Below are 26,041 nucleotides of genomic sequence, written 5' to 3'. Positions count from 1 at the left end.
CCGCGGGCCGTTCCCTCCACACCACCGAACATCCTTTCCGGAGAACTTGCATGACCAAACAGGTTGCTGACGTACTGAACATGGTGAAGGAAAACGACGTCAAGTTCGTCGATTTCCGCTTCACGGACACCCGCGGCAAGGAACAGCACGTGACCGTGCCGGTGTCGGCGTTCGATGAAAGCAAGTTCACCCAGGGTCATGCCTTCGACGGCTCCTCGGTCGCCGGCTGGAAGGGCATCGAGGCCTCCGACATGCTGCTGATGCCCGACGCCAACACCGCCAACATCGACCCGTTCATGGAAGAGACCACGCTGCTGCTGCAGTGCGACGTGCTCGAACCCGGCGACGGCAAGCCCTACGACCGCGACCCCCGCTCCATCGCCAAGAAGGCCGAGGCCTTCCTGAAGGCCTCGGGCATCGGCGACACCGCCTATTTCGGTCCGGAACCCGAATTCTTCATCTTCGACCAGGTGCGCTGGAACGTCGACATGTCCGGCTGCTTCGTGAAGATCGACTCCGACGAGGCCTCCTGGTCCAGCGGCGAGAAGATCGAAGGCGGCAACATGGGCCACCGCCCGGCGGTCAAGGGCGGCTACTTCCCCGTGCCCCCGGTGGACAGCCTGCAGGACATCCGTTCCGAGATGTGCCTGATCCTCGAGCAGATGGGCGTTCCGGTGGAAGTGCACCACCACGAAGTGGCGGGCGCCGGCCAGTGCGAGATCGGCACCATGTTCTCCACCCTGGTGCAGCGCGCCGACTGGACCCAGGTGCTCAAGTACGTGGTGCAGAACGTGGCGCACAGCTACGGCAAGACGGCCACCTTCATGCCCAAGCCGGTGGTGGGCGACAACGGCTCGGGCATGCACGTGCACCAGTCGATCTGGAAGGACGGCAAGAACCTGTTCGCCGGCAACGGCTATGCGGGCCTGTCGGACTTCGCGCTGTACTACGTCGGCGGCATCATCAAGCACGCGCGCGCGCTCAACGCCATCACCAACCCGGGCACCAACAGCTACAAGCGACTGGTGCCGGGCTTCGAGGCCCCGGTGAAGCTGGCCTACTCGGCCCGCAACCGTTCGGCGTCGATCCGCGTGCCCTACGTGCAAAGCGACAAGGCCCGCCGCATCGAGGTTCGTTTCCCGGATCCGACCTGCAACCCGTACCTGGGCTTCGCCGCCATGCTGATGGCCGGCCTCGACGGCGTCGAGAACAAGATCCACCCGGGCGAGGCCGCGAGCAAGAACCTGTACGACCTGCCGCCGGAAGAGGACGCGAAGATCCCGACCGTGTGCTCCAGCCTCGACCAGGCGCTGGGCTACCTGGACCAGGACCGCGGCTTCCTGACCCGCGGCGGCGTGTTCAGCAACGATTTCATCGACGCCTACATCGCGCTGAAGATGGAGGAGGTCACGCGCTTCCGCATGACCACCCACCCGGTCGAGTTCGACATGTACTACTCGCTGTGAAGTCCGCGCCCGCCGCGGGCCCGCGAGGGGCCGCGGCGGACCGGGCCTTCGCAGCCGCCGGCGCCGCAGTCGCGAGATTGCGGCGCCGGTTTACTTTACACTCGGGCGCATGCCGGCCGCCGCGCGGGCGCCGCCGATCATGCCGTTGACCGGTCCGTTCTTCCAGGGTTTGCGATGCGCACCGATGCCGTTGGCCGTCTTGTTCTCCTGATCTGTCTGGGTGCCTGCGCCGTGGCCGGCGCGTCGGCGCAGGCCATCGATCCCGCTCGCGTGTACCGCTGCCCCGACAACTCCTACACCAACATGCTCAGCGTGGTGCGGGAGAAGAACTGCAAGCCGGTGGACAACGCGAATATCAGCGTGTTTTCGCCCACGCCGCTGCCGGCGCACCGGGCGCGCCGCCCGGCGGCCGACGCGCACCACGCGTCCGGCCCCGAGCAGGTCAGTTCCGGCGCGCAAAGCGAGCGCGACGCCGAGGCGCGCCAGTTGCTGCAAAGCGAGCTGCAGGCGCAGCAGGCCAAGCTGGCCCAGCAGATGCAGGAGTACAACAACGGCCAGCCGCAGCGCCTGGGCGACGAGCGCAACTACCAGAAATACCTCGACCGGGTGCAGGCGATGAAACAGCAGATCGACCTGACCAAGTCGAACATCGACGCGCTGCAGCGTGAGCTTCAGCATTACTCGAACTGAGAAGGCGTGAACGAATCCGCCATGCCCGCGGACGGCGGCGGCGACGCGCAGCCGGATGCCGCGCTGCACGCGGCGGCCGCGCTGGACTGGCTGGCCACGATGGCCGCGGTGGTGGACGCCGACGGGCGGGTGGTGCACGCCAATGCGGCGCTGGAAGCCGGCCTGGGCCTGTCGCGGCGCCAGCTTCTGGGCCAGGAACTCGAGCACTGGCTGAGCCGCCACGGCCCGTTGCGCGAGGCGCTGCGCCAGGTACTGGGCGAGGAATTCTCCAGCAAGCGCTTCGACGATTCGATGATCGCGCGTGCCGGCGCGGAGCCCATTCCGGTGCAGGTGGTGGTCTCGCGCACCGACGCGCCCGGGCTGCTGCTGGCCGAGCTGGTGGAGCTGGGCCAGCAAAGCCGCCAGGAGCGCGAGGAGCAGTGGCATCGCCAGGCGCAGGCCAGCAAGGACCTGATCCGCAACCTGGCGCACGAGATCAAGAACCCGCTGGGCGGCATCCGCGGCGCCGCGCAGTTGCTGCAGGCCGAGCTGGACAGCCGCGAACTGCGTGAATACACGCGGGTGATCATCCACGAAGCCGACCGCCTGCAGAGCCTGGTGGACCGGCTGCTGGCGCCGCACCGGAGGCCGCACGTGGTGGCCGAGCTGAACATCCACGAGGTGCTCGAGCGCGTGCGCTCGGTGATCCTGGCGGAGTTCCCGCGCGGCCTGGAGGTGGTGCGCGACTACGACGCCAGCCTGCCCGAGCTGCGCGGAGACCGCGAGCAGCTGATCCAGGCCGTGCTGAACATCGCGCACAACGCGGCGCTGGCGCTGGCCGAGCGCCGCGCCGCCGGGGACGCGCGCATCGTGTTCAAGACGCGAATCGCACGCCAGGTGACGGTGGTCAAGCAGCGCCACCGCCTGGCATTGGTCTTGCATGTGATGGACAACGGCCCCGGGGTCCCGGATCACATCAAGGACCGCATGTTCTTTCCGCTGGTCTCGGGGCGGGACGGTGGCTCGGGCCTGGGTCTGACCCTGGCGCAGACCTTCATCCAACAGCATCAGGGGACCATCGAGTGCGACAGCCAGCCCGGACACACCGACTTCCGCATCCTGCTGCCTCTGGCCTGAACCGGGCGCGGAGGCCGCGATGAAACCCATCTGGATCGTCGACGACGATCAATCCATCCGTTTCGTGCTGCAAAAGGCGCTGGAGAAGGCCGAGCTGCCCGTACGCAGCTTCGCCAGCACCCGCGAGGTGCAGGCGGCACTGGCCACCGAGCAGCCGCAGGTGCTGGTGTCGGACATCCGCATGCCGGGGGGCAGCGGCATCACGCTGTTGCAGGAGCTCAAGCGCAGCCAGCCGCAGCTGCCGGTGATCATCATGACCGCCTACTCCGACCTGGACAGCGCGGTGTCGGCCTTCCAGAGCGGAGCCTTCGAGTACCTGAGCAAGCCCTTCGACGTAGACAAGGCGGTGGACCTGATCCGGCGCGCCGTCGACGAGAGCCTGCGCGAGCAGGGCGCGGAGAGCGCCGGCCTGGAAACGCCGGAACTGCTCGGCCAGGCGCCGGCCATGCAGGATGTGTTCCGCGCCATCGGGCGCCTGTCGCCCTCGCTGGTGACGGTGCTGATCACCGGCGAGTCGGGCAGCGGCAAGGAACTGGTGGCGCAGGCGCTGCACCGTCACAGCCCGCGGGCGCAGGGGCCCTTCGTGGCCATCAACACCGCGGCCATCCCGCGCGACCTTCTGGAAAGCGAGCTGTTCGGCCACGAGCGCGGGGCCTTCACCGGCGCGCAGGCCTCGCGCCGGGGGCGTTTCGAGCAGGCCGAGGGGGGCACGCTGTTCCTGGACGAGATCGGCGACATGCCCTACGAACTGCAGACCCGGCTGCTGCGGGTGTTGTCCGACGGGAATTTCTACAGGGTGGGCGGGCACGCGCCGATCCGCGCCAACGTGCGGGTGATCGCCGCCACGCACCAGAACCTGGAGCAGCGTGTGCGCGACGGCCTGTTCCGCGAGGACCTGTTCCACCGGCTCAACGTGATCCGCCTGCGCCTGCCGCCGCTGCGCGAGCGCCGCGAGGACATCGAACTGCTGGTGCGCCATTTCCTGCACAAGAGCGCGGCCGAACTGGGCGTGGAGACCAAGCGCCTGTCCGAGGCCGCGCTGGCCGTGCTGCAGGCCTATCCCTTCCCGGGCAACGTGCGCGAGCTGCAGAACCTGTGCCACTGGCTCACGGTGATGGCGCCCGGCCTGGTGGTCGACGTGAAGGATCTGCCGCCCGAACTCAGCGGCGCCACGCAGGCGCCGGCGGGCGCGGGCGTGGCCGGCGTGGCGACGGGCGCGGGAGCCTTCGCGCCGGTTGCCGCGGCGGAGCCTGCGTCCGGTACCGAGGCGCAGGGCGCTGTCATCGTGCCGGCTGCCGTTGCCGCGGCCTGGGAGGTCGACCTGGCCGGCCAGGCCCGCTCGATGCTGCAATCCGGCGGCACCCAGGTGATGGACCAGCTGACCCAGCGTTTCGAGCGCGCGGTGATCCTGGCCGCGCTGGAGGTCACGCACGGCCGACGCATCGAGGCTGCCCAGCGTCTGGGTATCGGGCGCAACACCATCACGCGCAAGATCCAGGAACTGGGACTGGACCCGGACTGAGCCGCGCCACGGACCGGCCCCGGGCGGCGCCATCGGGCGCCGCGCCGAGGTGACGGTCTCAGGCGCCGGTCTCAGGCGCCGGGCGTCTCCAGTTCCACCCACACCGGCGCGTGGTCGCTGGGGCGTTCGTTCTTGCGCGGCGCGCGGTCGATGGCGCAGGCGCGCACGCTGGCGCGCAGCGCTTCCGAGACCAGCACGTGGTCGATGCGCAGCCCCTGGTTGCGGCGGAAGGCCAGGTTGCGGTAGTCCCACCAGCTCCAGCTTTTCTCGGGCTGCTCGAACAGGCGGAAGGCGTCCACCAGGCCGAGCCCGATCAACTTGTGGAAGTGCGCGCGCTCCTCGTCGGTGCAGTGGATCTTGCCGCGCCAGGCCTCGGGGTCGTAGACGTCGCGGTCCTCCGGCGCCACGTTGAAGTCGCCCAGCAGCACCAGCCGGGGGTGCGCGGCCAGCTGCCCGGCGAGCCAGGTCTCCAGCGCTTCGAGCCATCCCATCTTGTAGGCGAACTTCTCGCTGCCCGGTTCCTGGCCGTTGGGGAAATAGGCGCCGACCACGCGCAGGCCGCCGACGCTGGCGGCGATCAGGCGCGCCTGCGGATCGTCCAGCCCCGGCAGGTTGCGCTGCACGTCCTGCGCCGGCGTGCGCGACAGCAGGGCCACGCCGTTGTAGGTGGGCTGCCCGAAGCATTGCGCCTGCCAGCCGGCGGCCAGCAGTTCGGCATGGGGAAAGCGCGCGTCGACCAGCTTGGTCTCCTGCAGCACCACGATGTCCGGCTGCTGCGCGGCCAGCCAGTCGAGCAATTGCGGCAGGCGCACGGAAAGGGAGTTGACGTTCCAGGTGGCGATTTTCATCTTGGCGGAGTTGGAGCGGCCGGAATGCGCTGCGCACCCCATCACGCCCGGCGGCCGAAAGCCGCGGGGCGCGCGCCGATGGCGCCAGAGCATACTCGTGCGGCGCGGCCGCCTGCATTCATCGCGCCGCCCCCGAGACCCTCAGGCTTCCAGGAGGAAGCGCTCGACGTTGGCGCGCAGCGCGGCGGCCTGGCCGCGCATCTGCTCGGCGGTGGCCGCCAGTTGTTCGGGGGCCGAGGCGTTGTGCTGGGTGGCGGCGTTGACCTGGGGCATCGCCGCGTGGATCCGGGCGATGCCGCTGGCCTGCGAGGCGCCGGCGGCCTCGATGGCCGCGTTGAGCGCCAGCATGTTGGTCTGGTAGGCGATGTCGTCGACCACCGAGATGCGCTCGGCGATGGCGCGCATGTCCTGCACCGTGCGCTGCACGGCCTCGCCGGTGCCGCGGGCGTGCTGCGCCGCTTGCTGGGCCATGGAGGCGGCCAGGCGCTCGGCCCGCGCGTGGGTGCCGGCCACGGTCTCCAGGCTGCGCTTGTGGACGATTCTGAAGGTTTCCTACAGGGCTTTTGCGAGATCGCCAGGCCGCGTGCCCGTCGCGTCCCGCGCCGGCAGCGCCAGCACGCGCTCGATGGGCAAGGCGCAGGCCGCGGCCACGCGCAGCAGCAAGGCAGGGTCGCCGCTGCTCCAGGCCTGCAGCGCCGCGCCCGGCGCCCGCGAGGGCAGCCCCTGCGCCATGCGCTCGGCCTGGGCGGCCACCGCATCGGCGGGGTCCAGCAGGCGTGCCGCGCCGCCGACGGCCGCGCGGATGGCCTCGGCCAGCAGCGGATAGTGGGTGCAGCCCAGCACCACGCGGGTGCAGCCGGCTTCACGCAGGGGCTGGCAGAATCGCCGCAGCAGTTCCAGCGTGCGCGGCGCCTGCGGCCCGTCGGCCTCGATGGCCTCGACCAGTCCGGGGCAGGCCTGCAGCACCACGCGCGCGCCCCCTCCGTGCTGCTCCAGCAGCTTGCGGAACCTGCCGCTGGCCAGCGTGGCGCTGGTGGCCAGCACGCCCACCGGACCGTCGGCCTCGGCGCGCGCCGCCAGCGCCGGCTTGATGGCCGGCTCGATGCCCACGAAAGGCAGCCGCGGCCATTCGGCGCGCAGCTCGGCGATGGCCAGCGCGGTGGCCGTGTTGCAGGCCACCACGATCATCTGCGCCCCCTGTTCGAGCAGGAAGCGGGTGAGCACCCGTGAGCGCTGCTGCACGTAGGCCGCGTCGCGGTCCCCGTAGGGCGCGAAGGCGGAGTCGGCCGCGTACAGCAGGCGCGCGCCCGGCAGGCGCCGGTGCAGCGCCGCGAGCACCGTGAGCCCGCCCAGGCCCGAGTCGAACACGCCGATGCAGGGCGCCGAAGCCTGCGCCGCCCGGCTCGCCGCCGTGTCCGCCGTGGCGTCCGCCAGGGGCGCCGTGTCCGGCGCGGTCGTGCTCACCTGGGCCTCGGGGCGGCGCGCTGCCTCAGGCGGCGCTCACCGGGATCTTGCCGATGCGCGCCTGCCATTCGGCCGGGCCGCTCTTGTGCACCGAGTCGCCGTGCGAGTCCACCGCCACGGTGACCGGCATGTCGCTCACCTCGAACTCGTAGATCGCTTCCATGCCGAGGTCGGGGAAGGCCAGCAGACGCGAACTCCTGATCGCCTTGGACACCAGGTACGCGGCGCCTCCCACGGCGATCAGGTAGGCGCTCCTGTGCTTGCGGATGGCCTCCAGCGCGACCGGTCCGCGCTCGGCCTTGCCCACCATGGCGATGAGCCCGGTCTGCGCCAGCATGGTCTCGGTGAACTTGTCCATGCGCGTGGCGGTGGTGGGCCCGGCCGGGCCCACGGCTTCGTCGCGCACCGGATCGACCGGGCCGACGTAGTAGATCACCCGGTTGGTGAAGTCCACCGGCAGCTTCTCGCCCTTGGCCAGCATGGAGGCGATGCGCGCGTGCGCGGCGTCGCGCCCGGTGAGCAGCTTGCCCGACAGCAGCAGGGTCTCGCCGGGCTTGAAGGCCGCGACCTGCTCGGGGGTGAGGGTGTCCAGGTTGACGCGCCGGCTTTTCTGCGTGTCCGGGGTCCAGTGCACGGCGGGCCACAGGTCCAGGCTGGGCGGCTCCAGGTACACGGGGCCCTGGCCGTCGAGCACGAAGTGGGCGTGGCGCGTGGCGGCGCAGTTGGGGATCATGGCCACCGGCAGGTTGGCGGCGTGGCAGGGCCAGTGGCGGATCTTCACGTCCAGCACCGTGGTCAGCCCGCCCAGACCCTGCGCGCCGATGCCCAGCGCGTTGACCTTCTCGTACAGCTCGATGCGCAGTTCCTCGAAGCGGTCGCGGGGGCCGCGGGTGAGCAGCTCGCTCATGTCGATGTCGTCCATCAGCGCCTGCTTGGCCATCAGCACCGCCTTCTCGGCCGTGCCGCCGATGCCGATGCCCAGCATGCCCGGCGGGCACCAGCCGGCGCCCATCGTGGGCACCGTCTTGAGCACCCAGTCGACCACGCTGTCCGAGGGATTGAGCATGGCGAACTTGGACTTGGCCTCCGAGCCGCCGCCCTTGGCGGCGACCTGCACGTCCACGGTGTTGCCCGGCACCAGCTCCACGTGCAGCACCGCCGGCGTGTTGTCGCGCGTGTTCTTGCGCTCGAACAGCGGATCGGCGAGCACCGAGGCGCGCAGCTTGTTGTCCGGGTTCAGGTAGCCGCGGCGCACCCCTTCGTCGACGGCGTCCTGCAGCGAGCCGCTCAGGCCCTCGAAGCGCACGTCCATGCCCACGCGCAGGAACACGTTGACGATGCCGGTGTCCTGGCAGATCGGCCGGTGGCCTTCGGCGCACATGCGGCTGTTGGTGAGGATCTGCGCGATGGCGTCGCGCGCGGCCGGACTCTGTTCGCGCTCGTAGGCCATCGCCAGGTGGCGGATGTAGTCGGCCGGGTGGTAGTAGCTGATGAACTGCAGCGCGGCGGCGATGGACTCCACCAGGTCTTCCTGGCGGATCACGGTGCTGGTCATGGGTGCGGTCTCCGGGGGGCGGGATGGTCTTCGGGTTATCCCGGCATGTTAAGCCCGCCGCGCCGGCTCATGGGCTCGCCGCCTCGTGCTCCTCGCCCATGTGGATGGTGCGGGTCATGACCCGGTCGGTCCAGGCCACCGCCAGCGCCGACACCAGGAAGGTGATGTGGATGGCGGTCTGCGCCACCAGCGCCTTGACGCTGTAGGCGTCGGCGTTGATGAAGGTGCGCAGCAGGTGGATGGAGGAGATGCCGATGATGGCCATGGCCAGCTTGACCTTGAGCACCGAGGCGTTGACGTGGGACAGCCATTCCGGGTGGTCGGGGTGCTGCTCCAGGTAGGTGCGCGACACGAAGGTCTCGTAGCCGCCGACGATCACCATGATCAGCAGGTTGGCGATCATGACCACGTCGATCAGGCTCAGCGCCACCAGCATGATGGTGGTCTCGCCCAGGCGCGTGGGCTGCGGCCCGAGCTCGGCCGCCTGCCCCGCGGCCTGCCCCTCCAGCAGGTGCTGCAGCGCCAGATGGCTGCCCATGGCCGCGCGCACCAGGTCGAACAGCTCCATCCAGAAATGCACCACGTAGACGCCGAGTGCCACGATCAGGCCGGCGTACAGCGGCAGTTGCAACCAGCGGCTGAGGAACAGCAGGCGCGCCACCGCCGGAATCGGCGGTACGGGGGGCTTGGGGCGGGAGGGTGCGCTCATCGGGTCGGAAGGGGGAGTCTGAAGTCGGGGGAGTCGCAAGGCCGGGGGAGCCGGGCGCCGGCGGCAGGAGCCGCCTGCCCAGCATAGCTGCCGCCGGGGCACGCCGCGAATGCGTCCAAGTGTAAACGCGGCGGCAAGCGCGGCGGGCGCCGTCGGGGCGTCGCGTTGCGCGACGTCAGGGCGCTGTAAGAGCCGGGAGTACACAATCGGACTTCCACAGCCTACAGTGGGACCGGACAGCGGGCGGGCCAGCCCGCCGGGAACCCGAATGCGGCACGAACCGCCCAACACTCAGGAGACAGCCATGAGCGAGCAACAAGCCCCCGAACACCAGCCGCTGAAGACCTACTACCCGTCGGCGCAGGCCGTGCAGGGCGCGCGCATCTCCGGCATGGACGCCTACCGCGCGCTGGTGGACGAGGCCGAGCGCGACTTCGAGGGTTTCTGGGCGCGCCTGGCCCGCGAGGGGCTGAGCTGGCACAAGCCCTTCACCCATACGCTGGACGCCAGCGCCGCGCCCTTCTACAAGTGGTTCAGCGACGGCCTGATCAACGTGTCCTACAACTGCCTGGATCGCCACGTGGAGGCCGGCAAGGGCGAGCGCACGGCCATCGTGTTCGAGGCCGACGACGGCAAGGTCACGCGGGTGAGCTACCGCGAACTGCTCGAGCGCACCTGCAGGATGGCCAACGGGCTCAAGAGCCTGGGGGTGAAGAAGGGCGACCGGGTGGTGATCTACATGCCCATGTCGGTCGAGGGCGTCGTGGCCATGCAGGCCTGCGCGCGTATCGGCGCCACCCACTCGGTGGTGTTCGGCGGTTTCTCGGCGCAGTCGCTGCGGGACCGCATCGAGGATGCCGGCGCGGTGCTGGTGATCACGGCCGACGAGCAGCGCCGCGGCGGCAAGTCGCTGGCGCTGAAGGCCATCGTCGACGAGGCGCTGGCCCTGGGCGGCTGCGACAGCGTGCGCAACGTGGTGGTGTATCGGCGCACCGGCGGCAACGTGGCCTTCAACCCCAAGGGCGACCTGTGGCTGCACGAGCTGGTGGAGGCGCAGGCCGCGCAATGCGCGCCCGAGTGGGTCGAGGCCGAGCACCCGCTGTTCCTGCTGTACACATCGGGGTCGACGGGCAAGCCCAAGGGCGTGCAGCATTCCACCGCGGGCTATCTGCTGTGGGCCCAGCTGACCATGCAGTGGACTTTCGACATCCGTCCCGACGACCTGTTCTGGTGCACCGCCGACATCGGCTGGGTCACCGGGCACACCTACATCACCTACGGGCCGCTGGCCTGCGGTGCGACCGAGATCGTGTTCGAGGGCGTGCCCACCTTCCCCGACGCCGGCCGCTTCTGGAAGATGATCCAGGACCACAAGGTCACGATCTTCTACACCGCGCCCACCGCGATCCGTTCGCTGATCAAGGCGGCGGAGGCCAACCCGGCCGCGCATCCGCGCAACTACAAGCTCGACTCCCTGCGCATCCTGGGCACCGTGGGCGAGCCGATCAACCCGGCCGCCTGGGAGTGGTACTACCAGAACATCGGCGGCAGCCGCTGCCCGGTGGTCGACACCTGGTGGCAGACCGAGACCGGCGGCCACATGATGACCCCGCTGCCCGGCGCCACGCCGATGGTTCCGGGCTCGTGCACGCTGCCGCTGCCGGGGGTGTTCGCCGAGGTGGTGGACGAGACCGGCCACGACCTGCCCTGGGGCACCGGGGGCATCCTGGTGATCAAGAAGCCCTGGCCGGCGATGATCCGCACCATCTGGGGGGATCCGGAGCGCTTCAAGAAGAGCTACTACCCTGAGGAGCTCAAGGGCTACTACCTGGCCGGCGACGGCGCCATCCGCGATGCGAACACCGGCTACTTCACCATCACCGGGCGTATCGACGACGTGCTGAACGTGTCGGGCCACCGCATGGGTACGATGGAAATCGAGTCGGCGCTGGTCTCGCACCCGCTGGTGGCCGAGGCCGCGGTGGTAGGGCGCCCGGACGAACTCACCGGCGAGGCGATCTGCGCCTTCGTGGTGCTCAAGCGCGCGGTGCCCACGGGCGAGGAGGGGGTGCAGATCGCCAACGAGCTGCGCAACCACGTCGGACGCGAGATCGGCCCCATCGCCAAGCCCAGGGACATCCGCTTCGGCGACAACCTGCCGAAGACGCGTTCGGGCAAGATCATGCGCCGCCTGCTGCGCACGCTGGCCAAGGGCGAGCAGATCACCCAGGACACCTCGACCCTGGAGAACCCGGCGATCCTCGATCAACTGGCGCGCAACCACTGAGATGGAACGGGCCGGCGCGATGCGCCGGCTCCTTTCGCGCCCGGGAAGCCCGGCTCAGGCCGCCGGCAGCGGCACCGCGAGCAGGCCGCTGCGGCCCGGCACGCTGCCCAGGCCCACCTCGCGCACCGGCAGCTGGCGCGGGTCCAGCGTGGCGGCGTAGCCGCCCAGCGTGCCGATGCGCAGCCCCGCGGCCATCCAGCCCTGCAGCAGGGCCTCGAACACCGGGCCGAGCTGGCCGCCCTCGAGCTCGGCGTGCAGCGTGTACACGTGGTCGCGCCCGTCCAGCGACAGGCGCAGCAGGTGCTCGGCCACGTTGTCCGCGGTGATGCCGTCCACGCCGATCAGCTCGTCCAGCGTGGGCAGCGTCGTGGGCAGTTGCGGCACCTCGAGCACGCGCCCGCCGATGCGCGGCAGGAAGGGCGCGTCGCCGCGGCAGTCGGAGGCCAGGCTGAAGCCCAGTTCCTGCTCCAGCTCGTAGGCCTGCGGGTTCATCTGCCAGCCCGCGGCGCCATGCACCTCCGGCGCGCGCCCGAACACCTCGCCGAAGCGCTCGACCGCCAGCTGCAGCTGGCGCCGGGTCCAGTCGCGATCGCGGCTCGCCACGTGGTCCTGCCACAGCACGTGGTCCCAGGTGTGCACCCCCACCTCGTGACCGGCGCGCCACGAGGCGCGCATCGGCTCGGCCGCGCGCCGCCCGATGTCCGGGCCGGGCAGCAGCGTGCCGTACAGCAGGGTCTTGAGTCCGTAGTTGCTGCCCACCGAGGTGCGGCGCACCTTGGCGAGGAAGCCGGGGCGGAAGATGCGCTTGAGGGCGCGCCCCGTGTGGTCCGGGCCGAGGCTGAACAGGAAGGTGGCGCGGAGCTCGTGGCGCGCCAGCTGGCGCAGCAGCGCCGGAACCCCCTCGAGGGTGCCGCGCAGCGTGTCCACGTCCACCTTGAGGGCGATGCGGGGCATGAGGGGCTCGTCTGGGGCGTGGCGTCTCAGTTGCCGGCCTCGTCCACCAGCGCGCGGGCCTGCGCGATCTGGCCGCGGTAGGCCTCGAAGATCTTGCGCAGCGCGGTGTCCATGTCGGTGCGCGGCGCCCAGTCGAGGTCGCGCATGGTGTTGGTGATCTTGGGCACGCGGTTGGCCACGTCCTGGTAACCGGCCCCGTAGTAGGCGCCCGAGCTGGTCTCCACCAGCTGCACCTTGTGCGCCGTCTCGGCGTACTCGGGAATGCTGGCGGCCAGGCGCAGCATGCGCTCGGCCAGGTCGCGCACCGAATGGTTGTTGGCCGGGTTGCCGATGTTGTAGATCTGCCCGCTGGCCACGCCCGACGGGTTCTCGATGATGCGCATCAGCGCGTCGATGCCGTCGTCGATGTCGGTGAAGGCGCGCTTTTGCATGCCGCCGTCGACCAGGCTGATGTTCTCGCCGCGCACGATGTGGCCGAGGAACTGCGTGACCACGCGCGAGCTGCCTTCCTTGGCCGAGAAGATGGTGTCCAGCCCGGCGCCGATCCAGTTGAAGGGACGGAACAGCGTGTAGTCCAGCCCTTCCTGCTGGCCGTAGCCGGCGATCACGCGGTCCATCAACTGCTTGGAGCAGGCGTAGATCCAGCGCGGCTTGTTGATCGGCCCGTACACCAGCGGCGAGGCTTCCGGGTCGAACTCGCCGTCCGGGCACATGCCGTAGACCTCGGAGGTCGACGGGAACACCAGGCGCTTGCGGTGCTTGACGGCGGCACGCACGATCGGCAGGTTGGCCTCGAAGTCCAGCTCGAACACCCGCAGCGGCGCCTTCACGTAGGTGGCCGGCGTGGCGATGGCCACCAGCGGAAGGATCACGTCGCACTTGCGCACGTGGTATTCGATCCATTCCTTGTTGATCGTGATGTCGCCTTCGAAAAAGTGGAACCGCGGCTTGTCCAGCAGATCGGCGATGCGGTCGGTGTTCATGTCCATGCCGTACACCTCCCAGTCGGTGGTGCCGAGGATGCGCTTGGACAGGTGGTGGCCGATGAAGCCGTTGACTCCGAGGATCAGGACTTTTTTCATGATGGATGGTGCAAGAGATGGGCGATGCGTTGCGGCTCCAGGGCCAGGCCGGGTTGCGCGCTGTCCCAGACCTGTTGCAGGTGCAGCACGCCGCCGTCGCCGCAGCGTGCCAGCAGCGCACCCGCGCGGAGATGAAGGCCTTCGGGGGCGCCGGCCTCCAGCGCGGCGGCCAGCGCCGGCGCTGCAAGCCGGGCGCGCGCCACCAGCAGGCGGCGTCCCCCGGCCTCGAAGAAGGCGCCGGGGTAGGGCGGCGCCACCGCCCGGATCAGGTTGTAGACCTGCGCGGCCGGCCGGCTCCAGTCGATGCGCCCGTCCTCGGGCTTGCGAGCGCCGAAGTAGCTGCCCCGCTCGAGGCGGTTGGGGCTCCTGGGCACTTCGCCGCGCAGCAGCGCCGGCAGCACGTGCCACAGCGCGATCTCGGCGGCCACCGTGACCTTGTCGAACACCTCGCGCGCGGTGTCGTCGGGCAGGATGGGCACCGCTTGCTGCGCGACGATGTCGCCGGCGTCGGGCCTGGCCTGCATCAGGTGCAGCGTGGCGCCGGTCTCGGTCTCGCCGTGCAGTACGGCCCAGTTCACCGGCACGCGCCCTCGGTAGCGCGGCAGCAGCGAGCCGTGCATGTTCAGCGCCGCCACGCGCGCGCAATCCAGCACCGGCTGCGGCAGCATGCGCCGGAAGTAAAAGGAGAACAGGTAGTCGGCGCGCAGCGCCTGCACGCGCTCGATCTGCGCCTGGTCCAGCGCCTGGTCCACCAGCAGCACGGGGATGCCGTGCTCGGCGGCCACGTCGGCCACGCGCTCGAACCACAGGTTCTCGCCCGGGTCGTCCGGGTGCGTGAGTACCAGTTCCACGCGCATGCCGCGCGCCAGCAGGGTGCGCAGGCAGCGCGCGCCCACGTTGTGGTAGGCGAACACCACCGCGCGCATGGCGCCGGGGGCCGCCGCCGGGGCCGGGGTCATGGCGTGCTCGCCGCGCCGGCGCCCGCGGTGTCGTCCAGCACGGCCTGCACCACGTAGCGCGGACGCCCGCGCACCTGTTCGTAGATGCGCCCGATGTACTCGCCCAGCAGGCCCATGCTGAACAGCAGCACGCCCAGCAGGCAGAAGGTGATGGCGAACAGCGTGAACACCCCCTGCACCTGCGAGCCGAACAGCAGGCGGTCGATCATGAGCAGCAGGAACAGCGCGCCCGAGGCCAGCGCCAGCGCGATGCCCAGGAAGGACATGAACTGCAGCGGGATCAGCGAGAAGCCGGTGACCAGGTCGAAGTTCAGGCGCACCAGCTTGAACAGCGAGTACTTCGATTCCCCGGCCGCGCGCTCCTCGTGCCCCACCTCGATCTCGGTGGGGTTCAGCGAGAAGGTGTAGGCCAGCGCCGGCACGAAGGTGTTGACCTCGTTGCAGCGGTTGATGGTGTCCACCACGTGGCGCCCGTAGGCGCGCAGCATGCAGCCCTGGTCGGTCATGCGCACGTGGGTGATGGTCTCGCGCAGCCGGTTCATCCACAGGCTGGCGTTGCGCCGGAACCAGCTGTCCTGGCGCTGGCGCCGGATGGAGCCGACGTAGTCGTGGCCCTCGCGCATCTTGGCCACCAGGCGGCCGATCTCCTCCGGCGGGTTCTGCAGGTCGGCGTCCAGCGTGATGATGATCTCGCCGCGGCAATGCTCGAAACCGGCCAGGATGGCCATGTGCTGGCCGTAGTTGCCGTTGAACAGGATCACCCGGGTCACGTCGGGGCGTTCGCGTTGCTGCGCCGCCAGCAGCGCGGCCGAGCGGTCGCGGCTGCCGTCGTTGACGAAGATGATCTCGTAGGGCTCGCCCAGCGCGTCGAGCGCCGGATACAGCCGGGCGAACAGCGCGCCCAGGCCGTCCTGCTCGTTGTACACGGGCACGACCACCGAAACCGCGGGCTGGGAGGAGGGCAACTGGCTCATACCCCGAATTCTCGCAGCACTGCCGAAAGTTCACGAAGCACGCGTTCGACGTCGCCATCGCGCATCGCCGGAAACAGCGGCAGCGTGAGGATGCCCGCGCCGATGCGCTCGGCCTGCGGGAAGTCGCCCGGGGCGAAGCCCAGATTGCGGTACAGGCTGAACAGGTGGATGGGCGGGTAGTGCACGCCGCTGCCGATGCCGCGGTCCTTCAGGGCCTGCATCACCCCGGCGCGCGGCGCCCGCGCCGGCAGCACCACCTGGAACATGTGCCAGTTGGAGTCGGCGAACTCGCGCGGCGGCAGTTCCACGCTGCGCGCGCCCAGCCCGGCGGCGTCCGCCGCCTCGAAATACAGGCGCGCCAGTTCGCGCCGGCGCGCGTTGAAGGCCTCCACCCGCTGCAGTTGGCCCCAGCCCACGCGCGCCGCCACGTCGGTCAGGTTGGCCTTGCCGCCCACCAGGTCCACGTCCATGCCGTCGAGGCCGAAGCGGCGCACGCCCTGCAGGCGGTAGCGCTCGGCCAGTTCCGGGTCGGCGTCGGCCGGCAGCACCAGGCAGCCGCCCTCGATGCTGGTGGCGTTCTTGTTCGGGTGGAAGCTGAAGGAGGCGAAGTCCCCGAAGCTGCCCACACGGCGTCCGCGCCAGCTGCTGCCGATGGCCTGCGCGGCATCCTCCAGCACTCGCAGGCCGCGGCGCGCGGCGATGTCGTAGAGGGCATCCAGGTCGCAGGGCAGGCCGGCCAGGTGCACGGGCAGCAGCACCTTGGTCGCGGGGCCGATCGCCGCCTCGACTTGCCGCAGATCCAGGTTGCGCGTGGCCGGGTCCACGTCCACGAACACCGGGCGCGCGCCCACCGCGAGGATCACGTTGGCCGTGGCCACCCACGACAGCGGCGTGGTGATGACCTCGTCGCCCGCGCCCACGCCCATCATGCGCAGCGCGATCTCCATGGTCACGGTGCCGGAATTGAAGGCGCGCACCGTGCGCCCGCCGAAGTATTCCGACAGCGCCTGCTCGAAGCGGGCATTCCAGGGGCCGGTGGTCAGCCAGCCCGAGCGCAGCACCTCGACCACGCCGGCGATGGTCTCCTCGTCGATCTCGGGGCGCGTGAAAGGCAGGAATTCGGCGGCGGCGGATGCGGACATGGGGGACCCTTCAGGTACGGGCGAGCACGACGACGCCGGCGATGATGATGGCGATTCCCAGCAGCTTGTGCGCGCTCAGGGATTCGCCGAACAGGCCCCAGGCGGCGAAGGCGGTGACCACGTAGCCCAGCGAGAGCATGGGGTAGGCGATGGACACCTGCACGCGGGTCAGCGCGAGGATCCACACCACCACCGACACCGCGTAGCAGGCCAGGCCGGCGAGGATCTGCCACTGCATCGCGAAATGCAGCCCGGCGCGCAGGATATGGCCGGCGGTGAAGGTGAAATGGCCGGCGGTGTCGGCGCCGGCCTTGATCAGCAGTTGCGCGGCGGCGTTGAGCATCACGCCGGTCAGCACGAGCGCGAAGGCCACGGGCGTCAAGGTTGCTTCTCCAGGGAGGATGCGGGATTCCACGCCGCCGGCAGGCGCGAACGCGCCTGGCGCGCCGCGGCGCCGTAGTCCTGGTCGGGACGGGCCACGACCACGTAGCGCGGGGTGCTGTCGATCACCAGCAGCGGCAGGCCGAGGGCGCGCAGCGCCGGCAGCTCGCCGCTGGGCAGGAAGGCCAGCGGCAGCCGGTCCGCGCGCCAGCGCGCGGCGAAGTCGTGCAGCGTGGGCACCCACAGCGAGGGCTGCCGGCCGATGCCGAAATCGAGTTCGCCGCGGTACTGCACCACCGTGACCTCGCGGCGCAGGTAGAAGGGCAGGGTCTGGTCGTAGGTGCCCACCGTGTAGAAGGGCTGGTCCGGGTGCAGCCAGGGCCGGATGGCCGCGACCACGTCGCGCGTGGACGCGGTACGCCCGAGGATCTGGAAGGCCTGGGTCGCCACCGTCAGCCCGACGAACATGCTGCCGGCCAGCGCCAGCACCGCCAGGCTGCGGCGCTCCCGCCGCTCCCAGCGCCAGGCTGCCAGCGAGCCCGCCAGGCCCAGCACCGCGGTGATCTCCAGCCACCAGCCGAAGCGCTGGTACAGCGCGCCCGGGGTCACGTGGGTGCCGGCCCGCCACAGCTGGGTGAAGCCGATGCCGGCGGCCAGGCTGAGCAGCGCCCACAGCGCGAACTGCCAGCCCAGGGCGCGCTCGCGCGCACGCGCCAGGTATTCGCCCAGCAGCAGCGCCAGCGCCGGGAACATGGGCAGCACGTAGGAGGGCAGCTTGGAATGCGAGGCGCTGAAGAACACGAAGATGAAGCCCGCCCAGATCAGCAGCACGCGCCGTGTGCGCAGCGAGCCGGAGTTCTCGTCCGGCGGCGGGCGCAGGCCGCGCCGGGCGCTACGCCACAGCGCCGGAGCCAGCGCCCCCAGCCAGGGCATCATGCCCAGCAGCAGGATCGGCACGAAGTAGTACCACGGCCCCGGGCGCGACAGGTCGGGCGTGGCGAAGCGGTCGAACTGCTGGTAGATGAAATAGAAATGGAAGAACTCGGGGTTGCGCAACTGCACCATCACGTGCCAGGGCAGCGCGATGGCCAGCAGCAGCGCCAGCCCGGGCAGGATGTGCAGGCGCCGCCACAGCCCCCATTGCCGGCTCCACAGCGTGTACAGCACCAGGGTCATGCCGGGGAAGGCCAGCCCGATCAGCCCCTTGGACAGCAGCGACAGCCCCATGAAACCCCAGCAGGCGAGCATCCAGCCCCGCTCGGCGCCGCGCGACACACCGTCGCGCTGTGCCAGCAGGAAGCTCAGCAGGCTGCCGCCGAGGCAGGCGGACACGCCCATGTCGAGGGTGTTGATGTGGCCCATGGCGAGCCAGTACACGCAGCTCGCCAGCACGGCGCCCGCGTACAGCCCGGCGCGGCGCCCCCACAGCAGACAGCCGGCGAGGGCGGTGAAGGCGACGCCGAACAGGCCGCTGAGCCCGGTCCACAGCCGTGCCTGCCACTGGCCGATGCCGAACAGCTCGTAGCTGGCGGCGGTGGCCCAGTATTGCAGCGGGGGTTTCTCGAAGTACTTGAACCCGTCCAGGCGCGGCGTGACCCAGTCGCCCGTGGCCACCATTTCGCGCGGGATCTCTGCGTAGCGCCCTTCGTCGGTGGGCACCAGGTCGCGCAGGCCCAGCACGCCCAGCCACAACACGGCCAGCAGCGCGCCCAGCGCCAACAGGGCGCGGCGCGAGGGCAGGGGATCTCGGAGGGTGTCTTCGGAGGAGGATTCGGTCACGGCGGAGTGCGCGGCGGTGCGCGGGGGGCATTTTAGCCGCCCCCCGCCGGTCTTCCCGGCTACTCCGCCAGCGCCTGCCGGGCCGGCACGAAAGGCAGGCCCAGCGCCTGCGCCACCGCCGGGTGGGTGATGCACCCCCGGTGCACGTTCAGTCCGGCCAGCAGGTGCGGGTCTTCCTCGCAGGCGCGTACCCAGCCCTTGCCGGCCAGGTCCAGCACGAAGGGCAGCGTGGCGTTGTTCAGCGCATGCGCGGACGAGCGCGCCACCGCGCCGGGCATGTTGGCCACGCAGTAATGCACCACGCCGCATTCGACATAGGTGGGCTGCTCGTGGGTGGTCGGGCGCGAGGTCTCGAAACAGCCGCCCTGGTCGATGGCCACGTCGACCACCACGGCGCCCGGGCGCATGCGCGCGAGCATGTCGCGCCGCACCAGTTTGGGCGCCGCGGCGCCGGGCACCAGCACCGCGCCGATCACCAGGTCGGTCCGTTCCAGCGCGGCCTCCAGCGCGTGCAGGGTCGCGTACTGCGTGGACGCCCGGCCCTGGAACAGCTCGTCGAGTTCGCGCAGGCGGGGCAGCGACTTGTCCAGCACGGTCACGCGCGCGCCCAGGCCCACGGCCATGCGTGCCGCGTGCGTGCCCACGGTGCCGCCGCCGATCACCAGCACCTCGCCGGGGGGCACGCCGGGCAGGCCTCCCAGCAGCACGCCGCGGCCGCCGCCGGCCTTTTGCAGCGCCACCGCGCCGACCTGCACGGCCATGCGCCCGGCCACCTCGCTCATCGGCGCCAGCAGCGGCAGGTGGCCGTGCGCGTCGGTGACGGTCTCGTAGGCGATGGCGCTGCAGCCGCTTTGCAGCAGCCCCTGCGCCTGCACCGGGTCGGGCGCCAGGTGCAGGTAGGTGAACAGCAACTGCCCCGGGCGCAGCATGCGGCATTCGGCGGGTTGCGGCTCCTTGACCTTGACCACCATGTCGGCGCGGGCGAACACCTCCTGCGCATCGGCGGCGATGCGCGCGCCCGCCGCCTCGTAGGTCGCGTCGTCCGCGCCGATGCCCTCGCCGGCGCCCGCCTGCACCAGCACGTCGTGGCCGTGATGCACGAGTTCGCGCACGGATTCGGGCGTGAGCCCGACCCGGTATTCGTGCACCTTGATTTCCTGGGGGACTCCTACCAGCATGCTGTGCGCTCCTCGCTCGAATGAGCTCCATGACCGGCCGCCATCATGGCGCGAATCCCGAACCAGGTGTTGCAGTGGGGATTCTCGGAATCACACGAAGAAAACACCGGTTTCTGCAATTCGTCAACGAATTATTTTCAGTTAAAGGTGCAGAATTGCTGGCATTCCAATGGAGGCTACCGGGATGACCGAACTCGACCGTTTCGACCGCAGCATTCTGTCCTTGCTGCAAGGCAATGCGCGCATGGCCAATACCGAACTGGCCGAACGCGTGGGGCTGTCCCCGTCGGCCTGCCTGCGACGTGTGCAGCGCCTGGAGAAGGTGGGCATCATCGCCGGCTACGTGGCCCTGCTGGATGCGCGGGCGGTGGGGCGGGCCAGCACGGTGTTCGTCGAAGTGAGCCTGCACGCGCAGACCGAGGAGGCGCTGGCGGCTTTCGAGCAGGCGGCCAGTGCCTGCCCCGAGGTGCTTGAATGTCATCTCGTGGCCGGCGATTACGACTATCTTCTGCGCGTCGCGGTGCAGGACCCGCAGGAGTACGAGCGCGTGCACAAGCGCGAGCTCGCGCGCCTGCCGCATGTCGCGCGCATCCGGGGCGTGTTCGCGCTGCGCACCGTGGCCAGACGCACCGACTATCCCTTGTAGGCGGGCGAAGGGTGGGGAGCGGGGCGGCGGCGGGCCGCCCCGGAATGCGCGGTGCACTGTATTTTTATCCAGTTTTTCGGTAGGCTTCGCTTCCCGCCCGGACATCCGGGCGCCGTCGATGCAAGCGAGGCCGTCCGATGTCCGCCGCCCTATCCTCCCTGTTGTCTTCCGGGCTCGCCGCCAGCGTCTGGCGCGGCGTCGACCTCGGGCATGCCGGCGCGCCGGTGCTGCGCAGCGGCTGGGAGCGGCTCGACGCCGAACTCCCCGGGGGCGGCTGGCCCTGCGGCAGCCTGACCGAACTGCTTGTCCCGCGGGGCGCGCTGCTGGAATGGCGCCTGCTGGGCACGGCCTTGCGTGCCGCGCTGCAGTCGGGCGGCCGCCTGGTGCTGGTGGGGCCGCCGGCGGTGCCGTACCTGCCGGGGCTGCAGGAGCAGGGCCTCGACCCCGCGCAACTGGTGTGGGTGCGCAGCCGCGATGCCGGCCAGAGCCTGTGGGCCGCCGAGCAGGTGCTGCGCGCGGGCGGGGCGGCCGCGGTGCTGGTGTGGCTGCCGGCCAGCCGCGCCGAAGCCCTGCGCCGCCTGCATGCCCACGCCCAGGAAGGCCGTGCCCCGGTGTTCGCGTTGCGCCCCGAGCAGGCGCACGTCGAGGCCTCGCCGGCGCCGCTGCGCGTGCAGGCACGGCCCGGCGAGCCCTGGGAACTGCGCGTGCGCCTGCTCAAGCGCCGCGGCCCGGCCCACGAGCAGGAACTGCGCCTGGCCTCACGGCCCGGCGCGCTCGCGCAGGCCATTCTCGAAACTCCCGGGCAGGAGCAGGGCGATGTTGTGGGTCGCATTGCTGGCTTGCGCCTGGCCTGAGCCGGCCGAGCCGGCCGCGGCGAGCGCGCATGCGCTGGCCGTCTGGGGCCTGCAGTTCACGCCGCGCGTGGTACTGCTGGAGCATGCGGTGCTGCTCGAGCTCGAACGCAGCCTGCGGCTGTTCGGCGGCCTGGAGGCCTTGCGGCGGCGCATCGACGCCGAGTCGGCCGAACTGGGCGCCGCGGGCCGGGCCTGGGCCGCAACCGCGCTGGGGGCGCTGGCGCTGGCGCGCGCCGCCGCGGAGCCCACGCCGCCGCGCGACCTGGAGCGGGCGCTGGACGCGCTGCCGTTGCACAGCCTGGAGGCCGCCGCCGCGCAGGCGGCGCTGCTGCAGCGCCTGGGTTGCCGCTGCCTGGGGGATCTGCGGCGCCTGCCGCGCGAAGGCCTGGCGCGCCGCTGCGGCCCCCAACTGCTGCAGCAGCTCGACCAGGCCTACGGCCTGCGTGCCGAGCAGCATGCCTGGTTCGCGCTGCCGCAGGCTTTTCGCGCTCGCCTGGAATTGCCGGCCCGGGTGGAGGACGCGCAGGCGCTGCTGTTCGGCGCGCGCCGCTTGTTGCTGCAACTCGAAGGCTGGCTGGGCGCGCGCCAGGCCGGCGCCACCGCCTTGTTGCTGCGCTGGCGCTTCGACACGCCGCGCCTGGGCGACGGCCGCGGCGAGCTGGCCGTGCGCACCGCGCTGCCGCTGCGCGGCACCGAGCAGCTCGCGCGCCTGCTCGCCGAGCACCTGGGGCATGTGAGCCTGGCGGCTCCGGTGATCGAGCTGGAACTGGAATTGCAGGACATGCAGCCCCTGGCCGGCGTCACCGCCAGCCTGCTGCCGGCGGCCTCGGCCCAGGATGCGGGCACGGCGCGCGAACTGGTGCTGGCGCTGCAGCGCGTGGCCGCGCGCCTGGGGCCGCGCAAGGTGCTGCAGGGCAGCGTGGTGGCGGACCATCGCCCCGAATGGCAGCAGGCCTGGCATGCCTTCGGCGAAGCCCCGCGGGCCGCTGCGGCGGTGCCCGCTGGCGCCGCCGGGCCGCGGCCGAGCTTCCTGCTGCCGCGCCCGCTGCCCTTGCGCAGCCGCGGCGGGCAGCCGCTGTGGCAGGGCGAGCTGCGGCTGTTGCTGGGGCCCCAGCGCATCGAGGGCGGCTGGTGGCAGCGCGACGGGGCCGGCGGCACGCATCACGTGGCGCGCGACTACTGGGTGGCCGCGAACGAGCGATCCGGACTGCTGTGGGTGTTTCGCAGCCGCGAGCGCGAAACGCGCGCGCGGTGGTTCCTGCACGGCGTGTTCTGAAGGAGCGGCAAGCATGCGGGAGCACGCGATTCCCGGGGGCGGCGGCGAGCCTGGCGCGCACGCGCCGCGGCCGGCCTGTGCGGCGCTGCGCTGCATGTCCAATTTCAGTTTCCTGCGCGGCGCCAGCCATCCCGAGGAACTGGTGCGCCGCGCCGGCGAACTGGGCTACGCGGCGCTGGCGCTGACCGACGAATGCTCGCTGGCCGGTGTGGTGCGCGCCCATGTGGCGGCGCGCGAGGCCGGGGTGAAACTGCTGCTGGGCAGCCAGTTCCGCCTGCGCCTGGACGGCGAAAGCGAGGCGGTGCTGGTGCTGCTGGCGCGGCAGCGCGCGGACTATGCCGCGCTGTGCCGCTTCATCACCGGGCTGCGCCGCGCGTCGCCCAAGGGCAGCTACCGCCTGGAGCTCGAGGCCTTGCTGCGCCAGCCGCCCGGCGCCTGCCTGGGCGTGCTGTGCCTGCCGCGCCGGGCCGACGATGCGCGCCTGCTCGGCTGGGCCGCCGCGCTGCGCGACAGCCTGGGCGATGCGTTGCGGCTGGGCGTGGAGTTGCACCGCGAGCTCGACGACGCGCGCTGGCTGCAGCGCCTGCGCGCGCTGTCGCGGCGCCTGGGCCTGGAACTCGTGGCCTGCCCCGACGTACAGATGCACGCCGCGTCGCGCCAGCCGCTGCACGACACCTTGTGCGCCATCCGCCTGGGACGGGATCTGGCCGGCTGCGGCGTGGAGCTGCAGCCCAACGCCGAGCGCGCGCTGCAGGATCTGGAGCAGCTGGGCCGGCGCTATCCGGCCGATCTGCTCGAAGCCGGCGCGCGGCTGGCGCGCGAGTGCGTGTTCTCGCTCGAGGAACTGCGCTACAACTACCCGCGCGAAATCGTGCCGCCGGGCCTGGAGGCCGACGAGCACCTGCGCCGGCGCGTGCTCGAAGGCGCGCAGCGGCGCTGGCCGGGCGGCCCCGACGCGGCGATGCGCGAACTCATCGAGCACGAGCTGGCGCTGATCGCCGAGCTCGGCTACGCGCATTACTTTCTCACCGTCGACGACATCGTCGCCTTCGCGCGCTCGCGCGGCATCCTGTGCCAGGGGCGCGGCTCGGCGGCCAACAGCGTGGTGTGCTGGTGCCTGGGGGTGACCGAGGTGGACCCGGCGCGCATGCAGGTGCTGTTCGAACGGTTCATCAGCCGCGAGCGCAACGAGCCGCCGGACATCGACGTCGATTTCGAGCATGAGCGCCGCGAGGAGGTGATCCAGTACCTGTACGCCAAGTACGGGCGCGAGCGCGCGGCGCTGACCGCCAGCGTGATCACCTACCGCCCGCGCAGCGCCATCCGCGACGTGGGCAAGGCGCTGGGTTTCGCGCCGGAGGTGGTCGAGCGCCTGGCGCGCAACGTGCAGTGGTGGGACGGGCGCGAAATCGCCGCCGAGCGCCTGTTCGAGGCCGGCCTGGACCCCGCCGACCTGGGGGTGCGCCAGTGGATGGCGCTGGTGCGCGCGCTGCTGGGCTTCCCGCGCCACCTGTCGCAGCACACCGGGGGTTTCGTGCTCAGCGGCGACCCGCTGCACGAACTGGTGCCGGTGGAGAACGCGGCCATGCCCGGGCGCACGGTGATCGAGTGGGACAAGGACGACCTGGATGCGATGGGCATGCTCAAGGTGGACGTGCTGGCGCTGGGCATGCTCACGGCGATCCGCAAGTCCCTGGACCTGATCGGCGCCGCGCGCGGGCAGCCCTTCGCGATGCAGGACATCCCGGCCGAGGATCCGGCCACCTACGACATGTTGTGCGCGGCCGATTCGGTGGGGGTGTTCCAGGTGGAATCGCGTGCCCAGCAGGGCATGCTGCCGCGCCTGCGTCCGCGCTGTTTCTACGATCTGGTGGTGGAAGTGGCGATCGTGCGCCCGGGCCCGATCCAGGGCGGCATGGTGCACCCCTACCTGCGGCGGCGCCAGGGCCTGGAGCCGGTGCACTACCCCAGCTCCGCGCTGCGCCAGGCGCTGCAGCGCACGCTGGGCGTGCCGGTGTTCCAGGAGCAGGTGATGCAGATCAGCATGCTGGCGGCCGGTTTCAGCGCCGGCCAGGCCGACGGGCTGCGCCGCGCGATGGCGGCGTGGCGCCGCAAGGGCTCGCTGCAGGTCTGGCGCGATCGCCTGGTGGGCGGCATGGTCGAGCGCGGCTACGACCCAGCCTTCGCCGAACAGATCTACGCCCAGGTGCAGGGCTTTTCCGAGTACGGTTTCCCGGAGAGCCACGCCGCATCCTTCGCGCTGCTGGTGTACGCCAGCGCCTGGATCAAGCGCCACCATCCGGCGCAGTTCCTGGCCGCGCTGCTCAACAGCCAGCCCATGGGCTTCTACACCCCGTCGCAGCTGGTGCAGGATGCGCGGCGCCACGGCGTGCGCGTGCTGCCGCCCGACGTGCGGGCCAGCGCCTGGGACAGCAGCCTCGAAGGCGGCGCCGTGCGCCTGGGACTGCGCCTGGTGCGCGGGCTCGGGCGCGAGGCGGCGCGGCGCATCGAGGCGGCGCGCGCGGACGGCCCTTTCACCGACGCCGTGGATCTGGCGCGCCGCGCCGCGCTGGCCGGCGGCGACATGCGCCTGCTGGCCGCCGCCGACGCGCTGCGCGGGCTGGCCGGGCACCGGCGCCAGCAGGTCTGGCAGGCCGCCGCGGTGCACGCGCTGCCGCCGCTGCTGCGCGGTGCGGCCCCCGCCGAGCCGCAGCTGGAGCTGGCCGCGCCCTCGGAGGGCGAGGACGTGGTGTTCGACTACGCCGCCACCGGCCTGAGCCTGCGCCGGCACCCGCTGGCGTTGCTGCGCGAGCGCCTGCATCCGCGCTGGCTGCGCGCGCAGCAGCTGGCCGCGCTGCCCGACGGCAGCCGCGCGCGCGCCTGCGGGCTGGTCACCTTGCGCCAGCAGCCCGAGACCGCGCGCGGCACCACCTTCGTGTCCCTGGAGGACGAGACCGGGGTGGTGCAGGTGATCTGCTGGAAAAGCCTGCGCGAGCGCCAGCGTCAGGTGCTGCTGCGGGCGAGGCTGCTGGCGGTGGCCGGGCGCTGGCAGAGCGACGGCGCGGTGGGCAGCCTGCTGGCCGAGCGCCTGTTCGACCTCACGCCGCTGCTGGGGGAACTGCCCACCGTCTCGCGCGATTTCCATTGAACCCGCCGCTG

At 71.2% G+C, this 26,041-nt stretch carries 22 protein-coding genes; 9 read left to right on the top strand and 13 right to left on the bottom strand.

What is annotated here, in order from left to right:
* The first annotated feature begins 50 nt into the window (after positions 1-50).
* From glnA to ntrC, 4 genes are all read left to right on the top strand, one after another.
* Positions 51-1,466, top strand: a complete 1,416-nt coding sequence (gene glnA, locus D466_RS0102175) for a type I glutamate--ammonia ligase (RefSeq protein WP_018912055.1) — start codon at positions 51-53, stop codon at positions 1,464-1,466.
* Between the two features lie 174 nt (positions 1,467-1,640).
* On the top strand, positions 1,641-2,156 hold the full coding sequence (locus D466_RS20280; RefSeq protein ID WP_156003907.1) for a hypothetical protein: 516 nt from the start codon (positions 1,641-1,643) through the stop codon (positions 2,154-2,156).
* A gap of 21 nt (positions 2,157-2,177) precedes the next feature.
* Positions 2,178-3,272: a nitrogen regulation protein NR(II) gene (gene glnL / locus D466_RS0102165; protein ID WP_018912053.1), complete on the top strand. Its 1,095-nt coding sequence runs from the start codon at positions 2,178-2,180 to the stop codon at positions 3,270-3,272.
* A 19-nt stretch (positions 3,273-3,291) separates the two neighbouring features.
* Positions 3,292-4,794: a nitrogen regulation protein NR(I) gene (ntrC, locus tag D466_RS0102160; protein WP_018912052.1), complete on the top strand. Its 1,503-nt coding sequence runs from the start codon at positions 3,292-3,294 to the stop codon at positions 4,792-4,794.
* A gap of 71 nt (positions 4,795-4,865) precedes the next feature.
* Here the strand turns inward: ntrC and D466_RS0102155 are convergent, their stop codons facing one another.
* The 5 genes from D466_RS0102155 to D466_RS0102135 form a co-directional block, all read right to left on the bottom strand.
* Positions 4,866-5,642 (bottom strand): exodeoxyribonuclease III, encoded by a 777-nt coding sequence (locus D466_RS0102155; protein WP_026284794.1) that lies wholly within the window; start codon positions 5,640-5,642, stop codon positions 4,866-4,868.
* A 141-nt stretch (positions 5,643-5,783) separates the two neighbouring features.
* A complete protein-coding gene (locus D466_RS0102150) occupies positions 5,784-6,155 on the bottom strand; it encodes a methyl-accepting chemotaxis protein (RefSeq protein ID WP_018912050.1) in 372 nt (123 codons plus the stop codon).
* Positions 6,156-6,194: 39 nt separating this feature from the next.
* The gene (murI, locus tag D466_RS20275) at positions 6,195-7,106 is read right to left on the bottom strand and encodes a glutamate racemase (protein ID WP_018912049.1); all 912 of its coding nucleotides are present in this window, start codon (positions 7,104-7,106) and stop codon (positions 6,195-6,197) included.
* A gap of 25 nt (positions 7,107-7,131) precedes the next feature.
* A complete protein-coding gene (locus D466_RS0102140) occupies positions 7,132-8,661 on the bottom strand; it encodes a fumarate hydratase (protein ID WP_018912048.1) in 1,530 nt (509 codons plus the stop codon).
* Between the two features lie 67 nt (positions 8,662-8,728).
* The gene (locus D466_RS0102135; protein WP_026284793.1) at positions 8,729-9,370 is read right to left on the bottom strand and encodes a YqhA family protein; all 642 of its coding nucleotides are present in this window, start codon (positions 9,368-9,370) and stop codon (positions 8,729-8,731) included.
* A gap of 304 nt (positions 9,371-9,674) precedes the next feature.
* Between D466_RS0102135 and acs the strand changes: the two genes are divergently transcribed.
* Entirely contained in the window at positions 9,675-11,657 is a 1,983-nt protein-coding gene (gene acs, locus D466_RS0102130) for an acetate--CoA ligase (RefSeq protein ID WP_018912046.1), read from the top strand.
* Between the two features lie 54 nt (positions 11,658-11,711).
* Here acs and D466_RS0102125 read toward each other — a convergent pair whose 3' ends face one another.
* The 8 genes from D466_RS0102125 to ald are packed head-to-tail and all read right to left on the bottom strand — an operon-like array spanning position 11,712 to position 20,106.
* Positions 11,712-12,611, bottom strand: a complete 900-nt coding sequence (locus D466_RS0102125; protein WP_018912045.1) for a polysaccharide deacetylase family protein — start codon at positions 12,609-12,611, stop codon at positions 11,712-11,714.
* A 26-nt stretch (positions 12,612-12,637) separates the two neighbouring features.
* The gene (locus D466_RS0102120) at positions 12,638-13,693 is read right to left on the bottom strand and encodes a bifunctional UDP-4-keto-pentose/UDP-xylose synthase (RefSeq protein ID WP_018912044.1); all 1,056 of its coding nucleotides are present in this window, start codon (positions 13,691-13,693) and stop codon (positions 12,638-12,640) included.
* On the bottom strand, positions 13,690-14,619 hold the full coding sequence (locus D466_RS0102115) for a formyltransferase (RefSeq protein WP_026284792.1): 930 nt from the start codon (positions 14,617-14,619) through the stop codon (positions 13,690-13,692). The genes D466_RS0102120 and D466_RS0102115 overlap by 4 nt, the downstream gene beginning before the upstream one ends.
* Before the next feature lie 29 nt (positions 14,620-14,648).
* A complete protein-coding gene (locus D466_RS0102110) occupies positions 14,649-15,626 on the bottom strand; it encodes a glycosyltransferase (RefSeq protein WP_018912042.1) in 978 nt (325 codons plus the stop codon).
* A complete protein-coding gene (locus D466_RS0102105) occupies positions 15,623-16,768 on the bottom strand; it encodes a DegT/DnrJ/EryC1/StrS aminotransferase family protein (protein ID WP_018912041.1) in 1,146 nt (381 codons plus the stop codon). Before D466_RS0102105 ends, D466_RS0102110 begins: the two co-directional genes overlap by 4 nt.
* A 10-nt stretch (positions 16,769-16,778) precedes the next feature.
* Positions 16,779-17,150 carry an SMR family transporter gene (locus D466_RS0102100; protein ID WP_018912040.1) on the bottom strand — a complete coding sequence of 124 codons (372 nt, stop codon included), beginning with the start codon at positions 17,148-17,150 and terminating at the stop codon, positions 16,779-16,781.
* On the bottom strand, positions 17,147-18,928 hold the full coding sequence (locus D466_RS0102095) for a glycosyltransferase family 39 protein (RefSeq protein WP_026284791.1): 1,782 nt from the start codon (positions 18,926-18,928) through the stop codon (positions 17,147-17,149). The genes D466_RS0102100 and D466_RS0102095 overlap by 4 nt, the downstream gene beginning before the upstream one ends.
* A 59-nt stretch (positions 18,929-18,987) precedes the next feature.
* Positions 18,988-20,106 (bottom strand): alanine dehydrogenase, encoded by a 1,119-nt coding sequence (gene ald / locus D466_RS0102090; RefSeq protein ID WP_018912038.1) that lies wholly within the window; start codon positions 20,104-20,106, stop codon positions 18,988-18,990.
* A gap of 184 nt (positions 20,107-20,290) precedes the next feature.
* On the opposite strand from ald, the gene D466_RS0102085 reads away from it, so the two are divergent.
* The 4 genes from D466_RS0102085 (at position 20,291) to D466_RS0102070 (ending at position 26,030) form a co-directional block, all read left to right on the top strand.
* The gene (locus tag D466_RS0102085; protein WP_018912037.1) at positions 20,291-20,752 is read left to right on the top strand and encodes an Lrp/AsnC family transcriptional regulator; all 462 of its coding nucleotides are present in this window, start codon (positions 20,291-20,293) and stop codon (positions 20,750-20,752) included.
* Between the two features lie 137 nt (positions 20,753-20,889).
* Positions 20,890-21,606 (top strand): translesion DNA synthesis-associated protein ImuA, encoded by a 717-nt coding sequence (imuA, locus tag D466_RS0102080; protein ID WP_018912036.1) that lies wholly within the window; start codon positions 20,890-20,892, stop codon positions 21,604-21,606.
* Positions 21,569-22,882, top strand: a complete 1,314-nt coding sequence (locus D466_RS0102075) for a hypothetical protein (RefSeq protein ID WP_026284790.1) — start codon at positions 21,569-21,571, stop codon at positions 22,880-22,882. Before imuA ends, D466_RS0102075 begins: the two co-directional genes overlap by 38 nt.
* A gap of 13 nt (positions 22,883-22,895) precedes the next feature.
* On the top strand, positions 22,896-26,030 hold the full coding sequence (locus D466_RS0102070) for an error-prone DNA polymerase (RefSeq protein WP_018912034.1): 3,135 nt from the start codon (positions 22,896-22,898) through the stop codon (positions 26,028-26,030).
* The last annotated feature ends 11 nt before the right edge of the window (positions 26,031-26,041 follow it).

This window comes from Thiomonas sp. FB-6, assembly GCF_000377645.1.
Classification (GTDB): Bacteria; Pseudomonadota; Gammaproteobacteria; order Burkholderiales; family Burkholderiaceae_C; genus Thiomonas_A.
The sequence above is the reverse complement of the archived record's forward strand: the minus strand, read 5'-3'. Positions and strand labels throughout refer to the sequence as shown.